The organism is Lacihabitans lacunae, from assembly GCF_042649125.1.
GTDB lineage: Bacteria > Bacteroidota > Bacteroidia > Cytophagales > Spirosomataceae > Leadbetterella > Leadbetterella lacunae.
Genome location: NZ_JBHRYQ010000001.1, coordinates 285,398 through 298,685 on the forward strand (window position 1 = coordinate 285,398; position 13,288 = coordinate 298,685).

Annotated in this window: 8 protein-coding genes; 3 read left to right on the forward strand and 5 right to left on the reverse strand. The window is 39.0% G+C overall.

Annotation, left to right across the window (positions count from 1 at the left end; all coding sequences use genetic code 11):
- Positions 1-147: 147 nt before the first annotated feature.
- The 5 genes from ACFOOI_RS01065 to ACFOOI_RS01085 all read right to left on the reverse strand — a co-directional run bounded on the left by ACFOOI_RS01065 (position 148) and on the right by ACFOOI_RS01085 (position 7,706).
- Positions 148-3,249 carry an efflux RND transporter permease subunit gene (locus ACFOOI_RS01065; RefSeq protein WP_379834011.1) on the reverse strand — a complete coding sequence of 1,034 codons (3,102 nt, stop codon included), beginning with the start codon at positions 3,247-3,249 and terminating at the stop codon, positions 148-150.
- A gap of 7 nt (positions 3,250-3,256) precedes the next feature.
- Positions 3,257-4,333: an efflux RND transporter periplasmic adaptor subunit gene (locus tag ACFOOI_RS01070; protein WP_379834014.1), complete on the reverse strand. Its 1,077-nt coding sequence runs from the start codon at positions 4,331-4,333 to the stop codon at positions 3,257-3,259.
- A 4-nt stretch (positions 4,334-4,337) separates the two neighbouring features.
- Entirely contained in the window at positions 4,338-5,582 is a 1,245-nt protein-coding gene (locus tag ACFOOI_RS01075) for a TolC family protein (protein WP_379834016.1), read from the reverse strand.
- Between the two features lie 83 nt (positions 5,583-5,665).
- A complete protein-coding gene (locus ACFOOI_RS01080; protein WP_379834019.1) occupies positions 5,666-7,015 on the reverse strand; it encodes a sensor histidine kinase in 1,350 nt (449 codons plus the stop codon).
- A 4-nt stretch (positions 7,016-7,019) separates the two neighbouring features.
- Positions 7,020-7,706 (reverse strand): response regulator transcription factor, encoded by a 687-nt coding sequence (locus tag ACFOOI_RS01085; protein ID WP_379834021.1) that lies wholly within the window; start codon positions 7,704-7,706, stop codon positions 7,020-7,022.
- Between the two features lie 663 nt (positions 7,707-8,369).
- Between ACFOOI_RS01085 and ACFOOI_RS01090 the strand changes: the two genes are divergently transcribed.
- From ACFOOI_RS01090 to ACFOOI_RS01100, 3 genes are all read left to right on the forward strand, one after another.
- Positions 8,370-8,789 carry a hypothetical protein gene (locus ACFOOI_RS01090; RefSeq protein ID WP_379834023.1) on the forward strand — a complete coding sequence of 140 codons (420 nt, stop codon included), beginning with the start codon at positions 8,370-8,372 and terminating at the stop codon, positions 8,787-8,789.
- Between the two features lie 145 nt (positions 8,790-8,934).
- Positions 8,935-10,017 (forward strand): efflux RND transporter periplasmic adaptor subunit, encoded by a 1,083-nt coding sequence (locus ACFOOI_RS01095; RefSeq protein ID WP_379834025.1) that lies wholly within the window; start codon positions 8,935-8,937, stop codon positions 10,015-10,017.
- A gap of 24 nt (positions 10,018-10,041) precedes the next feature.
- Positions 10,042-13,287: an efflux RND transporter permease subunit gene (locus ACFOOI_RS01100; RefSeq protein ID WP_379834027.1), complete on the forward strand. Its 3,246-nt coding sequence runs from the start codon at positions 10,042-10,044 to the stop codon at positions 13,285-13,287.
- Position 13,288 lies beyond the last annotated feature (1 nt).

The window sequence follows — 13,288 nt, forward strand, 5'->3', positions numbered from 1 at the left end:
AAATTTGGTTTGAAATAAATTCTACGATACATTACTGTTTTGAAAGTAATGTATCGTTTTTTTTTTAAAAAAACCAACTCAAGCATCCTCAAGTTGGTTTTTAGACTTATTATAACCCCTTACTATCCTAGCTGAATAGATAAGTTTTTATTCTATCGCTCTGAATTTTGACCTGTAGAAAATCCAGAAGATGATAGGAAACACCAATAACGTAAGTATGGTGGCTGTTATTAGGCCGCCAATGATTACTATCGCAAGTGGTTTCTGTGACTCTGAGCCTATGCCCGTACTAATAGCTGCTGGCAATAGCCCGATTGAGGCCATTAATGCGGTCATTACTACTGGGCGTGTTCTTACTTTTACAGCTTCTAAAATTGCCGTGTCTAGTGTAAGTTTTTGCTTAATATTAGTATGAAATTCTGAAATCAGTAAAACGCCATTTTGAATACAAATACCAAATAGAGCGATAAACCCGACTCCGCCAGAAATACCAAAGTTAGTACCTGTGATGTGTAAAGCCGCGATACCTCCTATGATAGCGAAAGGCACGTTGGTAAGTACTAGTAGTGAGTCTTTTACATTGCCAAACATTATGAAAAGTAAAACGAATATTCCCGCTAAACTAATCGGTACCATCTGCCCTAAAGTACCTGTGGCACGCACCTGATTTTCAAATTCTCCGGTCCAACCTACGCTGTAGCCTTGTGGCAAATCTATGTTTTTAGCTACGTTTTTTTGAGCCTCGGCTATTGTACTTCCAAGGTCACGGTCACGCACCGAAAACTTAACGCCAATGAATCTTTTGGTGTTGTCGCGGTAAATGAATGCCGGACCCGTTAGTTTTTTGATGGTCGCAATCTCTTTAAGTGGAAACTTGTTGCCGTCTATGGTTGGCACCTTTAGGTTTCCTATGTCTTGCTCGTCTTCTCGGTATTGTTTTTGGTACCTTACTCGGATATCAAATTTTTTCTCACCTTCATATTTTTGGGTTGCAGTTTTTCCTCCGAATGCCATTTCTAACACCGCTTGGGCGTCGGCCACTTTTATTCCAAATGCCGCCATTTTTTCTCTGTCTAGCACTACGCTCACTTCGGGCTGGCCCACGTTTCTAAGTATACCTACGTCTTTGATGCCGTCTACGTGTTCTATTTGTTTGATAACCTTGTTGGCTATTTTATCAAGCTCTTCGAGGTCGTCGCCATAAATTTTCACCGCATTTGAGGCATTTATTCCGGCCACACTTTCGGCTACGTTGTCTATGATGGGCTGCGAATAGTTAAAGCCAATCCCTTGGTATTTCGACAGGGAATCGTCCATTTCTCTCACGAGGTCGTCCATGCTTATTTTACGCTTCCATTCTTCTTGGTGTTTGAGATTTACCTGCATTTGTACGTAATAAAAACCACTTGGGTCGGTACCGTCGTTGCTTCGGCCTACTTGGCTAAGTACGCCGTTTACTTCCTCAAATTTTTGAAGTTCTTTTCTCAAAATTGCCGTTTTCTTAACGGTCTCAGGCAAACTTTGGCTCATAGGAAACTTAGCTTCTACCCAAAGGGCACCTTCGTTTAGTTGAGGTAAAAATTCGGTACCCAAAAACTTTGCTGAAAATATTGCCAGTGAGATAATTACGAGGGTAACGGCCAAGGTTTTACGTTTGTGTTTGAAAGTCCAAGTGAATCCTTTTTCTACGAGTCTGTTCCAAAAGTTTACAAACGGATTGTTCTTTTCGCGTACATTTTTATTTAAGAAAATATGGCAAAGAACAGGAACCAAAGTCAAAGTGAAAATAAGAGCTCCCAACAATGCAAAACCCAAAGTGTAGGCTAGGGGAGAGAACATCTTTCCTTCTACTTTTTGAAAAGCAAAAATGGGCAAAAGGGCCGTTATAATAATCAATTTTGAAAAGAATATAGCTTTCCCGAGCTCCGTTCCAGTCTTTTTTATTACCCCGGCTATGGCCAGTTTGTTATATTTTTCCATACCTCTTTTGTGAGCTATGTGGTCTAGGGTCACAAATATCCCTTCCACCATAACTACGGCACCGTCTATGATGATGCCGAAGTCAACCGCCCCCAACGATAGCAAATTGGCACTCATGCCTTTTAGTTTTAAACACAAAAATGCAAAAAGCAAAGATAATGGAATAATGATGGACACCGTAACGGTGGTTCGCCAGTCTGCCATAAACAAAAAAACGATAACCGTCACAAACAAGATACCCTCTAGCATATTATGCATAACAGTGGTGGTCGTAAAGTTCATGAGGTTGTCACGATCATAAAACGTAACCATTTCTACGTCTTTTGGCAATACGTGTTCGTTTAGGTCCGCTATTTTTTCTTTTATTCTGCCTAATACTTCCTTCGGGTTTTCGCCTTTTCGCATCACCACTATGCCTTCCACCACGTCGTCGTTGTCGTTTAGGCCCACTTGACCCACACGAGGCATTGAGCTTTCAAAGACGTCGGCGAGGTTTTTGACCAATATTGGGTTTCCGCCTGCTTCGTCTACTATTATGTTTTCTATGTCGGCTTGGCTGCCCAAAAGACCCACACCACGGACTACATAAGCTTGTCCGTTTTTCTCAATTACGTCACCGCCTACGTTGATATTGCTCTGACTTACGGCCTCATAAACTTGCAGCGGCGTAATGTCATATTTGGCTAGTCGGTTAGGATCTACGCTTACTTCATAGGTTTTTTCTTGTCCACCAAAAGCCACCAAGTCAGCCACACCTGGCACTGCTCTCAGTTGGCGGTCAATCACCCAGTTTTGTATTGTGAGCAATTCCTTTGAATCTCTTTTTGGGCTTTTTAGGGTATATCTAAACACCTCACCCGTAGGTCCGTATGGGGGTTGCACATCCGGACTTACGCCATCAGGGAGCGATATGGTGGCGAGCTGATTGTTTACCTGTTGTCTCGCAAAAAAGTCTTCAACGCCATCGTCGAAAATGATTTTAATGACCGAAAGACCAAACATGGTGATGCTCCTTACGCTCGTTTTTTTCTGAACCGAGTTCATGGCTATTTCTACCGGAGTAGTCACGAAACGCTCAATTTCTTCGGCACTTCGGCCGTTCCATTCGGTTACAATTATTATCTGTGTGTTGGTTACATCAGGAAAGGCTTCGATTGGCATATTTTTAAATGCCACCACACCTGATATCACCAATGCACCTACCCAAAAGAAGGTGAAAGGCTTATTCTTTAAAGAAAAAGCAATTATGTTTTTTATGAACTTATTCATCTTTTAATCAATCGTTTAGGGCGTCGTAAATTAGCAATTGATTTTCGGTGATTACCTTTTCGCCAATGGCAAGGCCAGAAGTTATATACGTCACATCGCCTACTTGTCTAAACACTTCCACCTGTCTGGTTTCTATGTTGTTGCGGTCTTTAAATATCATCACGTAGCTTTTGCTTTTATCAAAAATTACGGCCTGCGAAGGCACCGATATCATCGACGTGTTTTCGTTATATGAGAGTTTTATGGTGGCTCTCATTTCTGGTTTTAGTAAAAAATCTTTGTTAGAAAGCTTAATTCTAACTTTCATGGCCTTGGTTTCAGGGTCGATGATGTTAAAGATTTTGTCTACTCGGCCATAAAACTTTTTGTCAGGATAACTCAATGTGCTCACGGCAGCGTCAATACCCAATTTTACTTGGTTTATGTCGCTCTCGTTTACGTTTGCTATGGCCCATACGTCATCTATTTCGGCTATATCGAAGATGTTGTCTGACTTGTCGCTTCTAAGTAGCATGTCAGCATTTATGTTTTTTTGGATTATAAAACCACTCAGCGGCGAACGAACCTCAAAAGTGGCTCCGCCTTTGATGTTATAAATTTTATACGTTTCCTGAATTCTGTGCAGCTGTGACTGTGCCTTGTCAAAATGGCTCTTAGCTTCCACCACATCTCTCTCAGGGCTTAGTTTGCCTTCGTAAAGTTCTTGTGCTACTTTTAGACTATTTTTTGCTACCAATAAGTCGTTTTTGGCATCGTCTAGATCTTTCTCAAAACCCGCCACTTCGGTACTTCTGATGGTTGCTAGCAGCTGTCCTTTTTTTACGTAATCGCCCAATTCCACATATACTTTGGTTACGTTTCCTCCTACAATCGGAAATATCTCGATCATTTTGTTGTTGTCTGCCGTTATTTTCCCATAAAAATTAAGCTCGTTTTTAAGAGGCAATTCTTTGGCTAAGTCAGTTTTGGTTGAGGCCAACATTTTGTCGCTCAATACAAAAGTCTCCTGTACTGTTTCTTCCTTTTTTTCTGTTTTACAGGCAGCGGTAAGGTATAAAAGACCGATAATTATATAGATTCTCATTTTCTTAAAATATTTCTTTGTTAGTGATATAGTTCAAACTGATGCTGGCCAAAATCCAGCCTTTTTTTATTTCGTTTATCTGCAAAGTAGTTTGGTTGTAACTTTCCATAAAGTCGGTAAACTCAAGCATAGAAATGTTTCTTTTTTGAAAATTAGAAACCACACCATCATATACCGCCTCGAGGTTTTTTGTGGTAGACTGCTGTATACTATTGAGCTGGTTTTGGTTCATTACATACAGCTTCCAGTATGCGTCTACTTTGGTTTCAAGTTCAAATTTCTTGTATTCGATATTTGCCTGAGTTTGCTTCACCTGTGTTTCCACTATTTTAATATTTCCTTTGTTTTTGTTCCAAAGCGGTATCGGCATGCCAAACGTGAGGTTTATTTGATTTTGGAAAGCTCCACCACGCTGGTCATAAGCTAAGCCTGCGGTTAGATCAGGCGTATTGAGTGATCTTTGCCATTGCAAAAGCAATTCCTGACTCTCCGAAATTTTCTTGGCGGTTAGGTAATCGAGGTTGTTTTGTAGGGCGTAAGCCAGTATGCTGTCTTTAGATACTTCCGTGTTTTGGAATTTCGAAACCAGCTGGATTTCATTTACCGAGGGTACTATGGTTTCGGTTACACCGGTGAGCAAAGCCAGTGTTTGCTGAGCCTCTATGGTGCTTGTTAAGAGGGCATTTTTCTCATTTTTAAGGTCAAGAATCAAACTTTGGAGTCGCACCACTTCTTTAAGGGGAATGTTTCCATTACTCACCTGTTTTTCATAATAACCATAAAGGGTCTCGAGCTTGGCTAGTTGGTTTTCTATGGCCGTTATTTTTTGGTTGTCGTAGTAAACTTCATAAAAAGTTTGGGCTAACTCATACTTAAGATTTCTGATAAGCTGCTCAAACTGAAGTTGGGCTATTCCGATGTTAGACTTGGCAAAAGCAACCTCGTTTTTCTTTTTTCCTCCTAAATATATGAGTTGCTGTACGGCAAGGCCTTTCTGACCTTTTCCTCCTACGCTAAGCACGCTTTTGTTTTGCGGGTTTATGGCATTAAACTCACCAGACACATAGGGTAATTCCCATATTTTGGCTTGGATTACGGCTGCTTCAGCTATCGGGATGTTGTATTGTTCTGCTAAAAGCAGCAGGTTGTTTTTTTGTAGTTCCTCTTCAGCTTCTTTTAGGGTAAGCGTTTTTTGTGCGAAACTTAAAGAGGTGGATAAAATTAAAAATAGAACGATGTTTTTTTTCATTTGCACTTTTGAAATGTTTTTTCAGCGTGCAAAAATGCGTTTGTGAATCTTTAAGGCGGCTTAAATATGGACTTAAAAACACCTTAAAGCTCAAAAGTTAAGAGGAAATTGTTTGATGTCTGGGTATTTGAAAAATAGAAAATACTGGCATTGTGCTGAATAAGAATCCGCTGTACGATACGCAAGCCTATACCCAGGCCCGATTTTGATTTTGCGTTTTGTCCCCGCATAAATGGCTGGAAGAGTGTGCTTTGTTCCTCGTCAGATAGCGAAGGGCCATTGTTAGAAATCCAAACTTTAAGTTCCTTTTCGTTTGATTCTATTTTGACACTCGCTTGCTTATTTTCGGAGTATAAATAGGCGTTTTTAAATAAATTATTAAATGCTATTATGAGCAAAGATTTGTTTCCTCTGACGTCTAAAGTCTCCACATTTAAGATATCAAGGTCAAGTTTAAAGTCTGGGTAAATCTTATTTATGTTTTCTAAAGCCTCAAAAATTAGCTCATCTACACGGCATTCTTCTAGGTATTTGTTGGTTTCTAAATCCAGTTTCGAAAGCAAAAGCAATGAACTGATCAGCTCCGAAAGTTGGTTTATTTCCTCAAGCAGCGATTCATAAAACTTGGTTGTAGTTCCTTCTAGTTTTGCGGCTATTATTTTATTTTCTAACTGTACAGATATCCGGGCAATGGGCGTTCTAAACTCATGCGAGGCATTTGCGGTAAATTCCTTTTGTTTTTTGTAAGAAACATCAATTCGTTCCAACATTTGATTAAACTCGTTAGCCAGCAAATCTATTTCGTCTTTTTGGTCTTTTACGGCTATTCTGGTGTCGAGGTTATTTTCGTTTATTCCTTTTATTTTATTTAAAAAAACGTGAATAGGAGTTAAAAGTCGGGCCACTAAAAAGTAGGTAATAACCCAACAAACTATAGTGAATATGATGTAGGTTATAATTAGTATTACGAGTAAGTATTCTAGTTTTCGTTTGCCGTAATTGTCTTTGGCAGACACCAACGCATAAAAATCTTTGTTATTAGTATCATAAAACACACCATAGATTTCTTGCTCTTTGTCTCTCTTAAAAAACGATTTATTTTTCTTTAAAAATTTCAGATCATCCAAGGTCCATTTTACTTCAGTGTCGTCTAGTGAGCTGTAAATTAAGTTGTAGTCTTGGTCAAAAATGAGGGTTTTCTCTTCGTAAAGTTTGTTGATATCATTTTGGTCGATTATTTTCAGAAGCTGGCGGTCAATCTGCTCTACTTCTACCAAAAGTTTGATAGAAGACATCGCTTTTTCATTAAGCCTACTTTCAAATTCTTCGGTACGAAAATCGTCAAATAAGAAGTAAATAACAGAAGCAGAGATACCAAAAATAATGGTAAACAGTAATGAAATTATTAACGAGATCTTATTTCTTAAAGACATGTTTTTAATCTTCTAATTTTAAATAATATCCGTAACCTATTTTGGTGTGAATGAGCTTTTTACCAAAATCTTTCTCTATTTTTTTTCTTAAAAAATTAATATAAACCTCTATTGTGTTTTGGTTGGTTTCTATGTGGTAGTCCCAAAGTTCGTCAGCAATCTGGCTTTTAGATAGCACCCTGCCGTTAGCTTTGGCGAGGATGTTTAGCAGTTTAAATTCCTTCGGACTTAGGCTTATCTCAATGTTATTTCTGCTGACCTTCATCTCGTCGTTATCTATCTGGAGGTCATCTATTTTTATAATATTGGTTTTGGCTTGAGGTACTTCTTTTCTTCTAAAAAGCGATTTTATTCTCACTAAAAGCTCTTCGAAGTGAAACGGTTTTACCAAGTAGTCGTCTGCTCCGGCATTGAAAGCCAATACTTTATCTTCAACTTCGCCAAAGGCGGTAAGCATCAAAATAGGAATTTTGGTGTCATTCTCTCTCAGTTCTTTGCATACTTCTGTGCCGTTTTGCCCCGGTACATTAATGTCTAATATTACGAGGTCATATTCTTTCAGTTTAAACTGACTTTTTACCAAAGAGCCATCGTACACACAGTCACAGTTGTAAGCATTGTTTGTTAGAAACGTGCTTATTTCTTTTGAAAGAATGGCGTCGTCTTCAAGTAAAAGAATGTTATAGCTCATGTTTGCTTGTTGGCCGAAGCCAAGAATATGTTAATAAGTCAAATTTACTAATGTTTGGATGCCAAAGCTAAATTATCTTTTTCGGAGGTATTTTTTTTACAATAAAAATGTTGCAAAAATATAGTTGAGTAATTACAATTTACTGTCAAACGTTTAACTTTTATTTTTAAAGAAAACATAGCTTAAACTTATCATTGAAGCCATTTTTTTAAACATTTTGAAAAACACCCCCCTTTCATTTACTGGGTCGCCTGCCAGCGGGGCCTCCATTTTTTTTCGAAAAAAAACGGAGCAAAAAAAACTGCACCCTGCAAACTCGCACAATTAAAATTCTTGTTGTCAATGTTCTAATAAAATATACCTCCCAAAAGAATTTTAACAGTGCTCAAACAGTGCAGGGCGATGTAAAGATTTATTTTCTATTTTTTTACCCGTTTGACAGTAATTACAATTTAAATAAATAATTGAATAATAATGTGAAATTGAATCTCAAATTTTTGGGGAATAGCAAGGCGTTGAATTATGATAAAAATCATTTTTTGAAAAATTCATTGGTAATATTTCAAGAATTTATTTTGGTTTTAAAAGTAATCCGAACTTTTATTTGATTTATCTAATTTATCTTTTGTCTGTTTAAAATACTCTCTTTTACTTTCGGACCTTATGCTGAAATCAATAAAAAACCAATTTTTCATTCTGCTCTGCCTTTTGGGTGTGCTTTCGCAAGTACAAGCTCACAAGGCTACGGATGGAATTAGTGGTTTTCAGATTGAGAACACAGCACCGCAAACTGAGACTACTTCTCAAAATCTTGTTCATAACCACTTTCACAGTTTATCACTTGCACATTACGAACTCACCCAAAGTGTTTTTGTCTTGGATGTGGAAGAAACCGAGGAAGAAGAAAGAGAAACTACAACGAATTTTAATTTACAAAAAGAGTATCCTGCCCAAGGTTCTATCTTTGTATTTTCGGCTTTAGTAGTTCATTTATATCATTTGAGTGGGCCTGCTCCTCAAATAAATACCCATTTTTTTTCAAAAACCAAAAGCTATATACTCCACGAAGTGTATAGAATTTGATTGTTTCTAACCTGACTTTTATCAAAGTCTGAAAGTCCTTTTTGTCGATGCTCGTTTAATCTATTTAGGTTCTAAAAACCTAAAGGAAAACGTTGCGTTTCGGCCTACCTCTATATTTCTAATTTTTATAAAAAATCATTTTATTATGAACAAAGTACTCATGGCCATGAGCATGTCTGCTCTATTGTTTGCGACAGCCTGCCATTCAGAAAAAGAAAAAGCTAAAGAAGAAGAGACGTTTTTGGTAACAAGTCCAATTCTTAGAGACACGACCGTCACCAAATCGTATGTGAGTCAGATTCATTCCATACAGCACATTGAGCTTAGGGCTTTAGAAAAAGGTTACTTACAAAACATTTACGTGGACGAAGGTCAATTTGTTAAAAAGGGCCAACTGATGTTTCAGATTATGCCTGCCCTATACAAAGCGGAGCTGCAAAAAGCAGTAGCTGAGGCAAATTATGCTGAAATAGAATATGAAAACACAAAGTCTTTGGCTTCAACTAATATCGTTTCAAAAAACGAATTGGCATTAGCAAAAGCAAAATTTGATAAAGCCAAAGCAGAGCAATCTTTGGCACAAGTTCATTTGGGATTCACCGAAATTAGAGCCCCTTTCAGTGGCATCATGGACCATTTTCAAGTAAGGCTCGGTAGTTTGGTAGACGAAGGCGACTTGCTGACTACGCTATCTGACAATAACCAAATGTGGGTGTACTTTAATGTTCCTGAGGCTGAATATTTGAACTTAAAACAACACGCAGCAAACGATAACATGTTAAAGGTGAATTTGTTAATGGCTAACAATGAGATTTTCGAATACCCAGGTGTCGTGAAGACCATCGAGGCGGATTTTAACAACGAAACGGGTAACATAGCCTTTAGAGCTACTTTTCCTAATCCAAAAGGACTGCTAAGACATGGCGAAACAGGAAATATTCAAGTTACTATTCCGCTAAAAAATGCCATGCTGATTCCTCAGAAATCTACATTTGAGGTTTTGGATAAAATATATGTATATGTTTTAGATAAAAACAATGTGCTTCATTCTAGAAATATCACAATAGCAGCCGAAATGCCACATTTATATGCGGTATCAAGTGGGTTACAAATTGGAGATAAGATTTTGTTAGAGGGATTACGTAAAGTAAAAGAAAATCAAAAAATCAAGTTTGATTTCGAAGAGCCTGCAAAAGTGATTTCGAATTTAAGTCTTTATGCTGAATGAGTTAATCCCTAAAAAAATAAAAATATGTTTAGTAATATAATACACAGGCCGGTGTTGGCCATTGTGATTTCTGTAATCATAATATTCACCGGATCCTTGGCAATAAAACAATTGCCCACCGCCCAGTTTCCCGAAATTGCCCCCACTACCGTCAATATTTTTATTGCGTATCCGGGTGCTAGTGCAGACGTTTTAGTTAAGTCGACTTTGATTACCCTAGAGAATGCCATCAACGGTGTTCAAGATGTGAGATATATGGCCACAGATGCCACCAGTGCGGGTGAGGCCACGTTGCGTATAATTTTTGAACCCGGCACAGACCCCAATCAGGCAGTAATACGGGTAAAAACCAGAGTGGATCAAGTTATGCCACTTTTGCCTGATTTGGTTCAGAGAGAAGGGGTGGTAATAACGCCCATACAGCCGAGTATGTTGATGTATGTGAACCTCTACAGTAAAGACAAAAACTTAGATGAGAAGTTTTTGTATAACTATGCCAGTATAAATATGATTCCTGAAATTAACAGGATACACGGAGTAGCAAGAACACAGATTTTGGGGAGTAGGCAATACGCCATGCGTGTCTGGTTAAACCCAGACCGCATGCGAGCGTATAGTATTTCTGCTGAGGAGGTTATGGCATCGTTGGCAGAGCAGAGTATCATCGGCCGCCCGGGCAGGTTGGGTCAAAGTTCGGGTATTCAGGCTCAGTCATTGGAGTATGTATTGACCTACAAAGGTAGATTTAGTAAGCCAGAAGAATACGAAGATGTGATTATCAGAGCCAATCCTAATGGAGAGAGCATTAAACTAAAAGACATAGGGAAAGTAGAATTGGGTAGTGAGTTTTTTGATATATATTCCAATCTTGATGGGCATCCGTCTGCGGCAATTGTCTTAAAACAAAACTTCGGTAGTAATGCCACCGAGGTAATAGCAGATGTAAAAAGCAAACTGGAAGAAATGAAGGTTAATTTCCCTCCAGGAGTTGACTACAAGATTTCGTATGACGTTTCTAAGTTTTTAGATGCTTCGGTAGAGCAGGTTACGCATACACTTAGAGATGCATTTATTCTGGTGGCCTTGGTGGTGTTCCTCTTTTTGGGAGACTGGCGATCTACTATTATTCCCATTATTGCGGTTCCGGTTTCGCTCATCGGGGCGTTTTTTGTGATGCAGCTTTTTGGCTTGTCCATTAACCTTATCACACTCTTTGCATTGGTTTTGGCTATCGGTATCGTGGTCGATGACGCCATCGTGGTGGTGGAGGCCGTCCATGCCAAGATGGAAGAAGAACACCTTTCTCCGTATAACGCTGTCAAGAAAGTAATGGGTGAAATCAGCGGTGCCATTATAGCCATCACCTTGGTTATGGTTTCGGTGTTTTTACCTATTGCGTTTATGTCTGGGCCAGTCGGTACATTCTACCGCCAGTTCTCTATCACCATGGCCAGTGCTATTATACTTTCAGCGGTAGTAGCATTAACGTTAACACCGGTTTTGTGTGGCATGATTTTGAAAAATAATCACGGTAAACCCAAGAAAAAATCACCAATAGACTGGGCCATTGATAAGTTTAATCAAGGTTTTGATAAACTTACGGGTCGTTATGTAAGTATTTTAAGGCTTATTGTAAACAAACGATTGCTCACGTTCGTGATTTTGTTTGTGTTTGGATTGGGTATTGTGTTTGTCAATAAAATACTTCCTTCTGGTTTTATTCCGGGCGAAGACCAGGGTACTATTTATGCCATTATTCAAACTCCTCCGGGAGCTACTTTGGAGCGGACCAATCAGGTTTCAAGAGAATTACAGAAAATATGTGAGGACGTAGAGGGTGTAGAGTCAGTTTCGTCACTTGCGGGTTACGAAATCATGACCGAAGGTAGAGGTTCAAATGCAGGAACGTGTTTGATTAACCTTAAACCTTGGGAAGACAGAGAGCATACCGTTCATGAGGTGATAGAAGAATTAGAAGAAAAATCAAAAGATTTGGGTGCCATTATCGAGTATTTTGAGCCGCCAGCCGTACCGGGCTTTGGTTCTTCGGGCGGTTTCTCTATGCGTCTTTTGGATAAAACTACTTCTACTGACTACCAAGAGTTTGATAAGATAAACAAAGCCTTTATGGCGGAATTGGGCAAAAGAAAAGAGCTTTCGGGGCTGTTTACATTTTTTGCAGCAAACTATCCGCAATACGAACTTGAGATAGACAATCAGGCGGCTATGCAAAAAGGCGTTTCTATCGGTAAAGCCATGGAAAATCTCAATATTTTGATTGGTAGCACCTACGAGCAGGGTTTCATTAGGTTCGGAAGGTTCTTTAAAGTGTATGTGCAGGCTGCACCCGAATTTAGGAGGCTACCTACTGATGTTTTGAATCTTTTTGTAAAAAATGACCACGGTGAAATGGTGCCCTATTCTTCATTTATGAAAATAATAAAGAAACAAGGTCCAAACGAGATTACGAGATATAACATGTATAACTCGGCCTCTATTCAAGGTTTGCCTGCCAAAGGTTATACCACAGGAGATGCCATTGCAGCTATAAAAACAGTAGCCAAAGAAACGCTGCCAAAAGGCTATGATATTGCCTGGGAGGGACTTTCGTATGATGAATCAATTAGAGGAAATGAGTCTATTTACGTTTTCTTGGTTGTTTTGATTTTCGTTTATTTGGTTTTAGCAGCTCAGTACGAGAGTTTCTTATTGCCACTTGCGGTTATATTTTCGCTTCCGGTCGGAATATTTGGTTCATTCCTTTTGCTTAAGCTCATGGGCTTGGCCAATGACGTGTATGCTCAAGTAGGATTAATCATGCTTGTGGGTCTCCTCGGTAAAAACGCCGTGTTGATTGTGGAATTTGCCGTTCAAAAACGCCAGCAAGGTTTCACCGTTTTTGAGGCAGCGATAGAAGGTGCTAAGGTGAGGTTTAGACCAATTTTGATGACTTCGTTTGCTTTTGTGGCGGGACTTATACCTTTGGTAATGGCACATGGGGCAGGTGCTATTGGTAATCGTACTATTGGTGGATCTGCAATGGGTGGTATGTTGTTCGGAACGCTCATCGGTGTGGTTATCATTCCTGGTTTGTACTATATTTTTGGTACACTTGCTGATGGTAAACACTTGATTAAAGATGAGGACGAGGAGTCATTGTCTGAGAAATTTGTGAGAGATTCAGAAGAACGTAGTTCGGTTCTTGAAGACATCAAGAATGCCAATGCTAAACTGAAAAAATTGTTGGGTTTAACAGATAAAGAAGACTAAA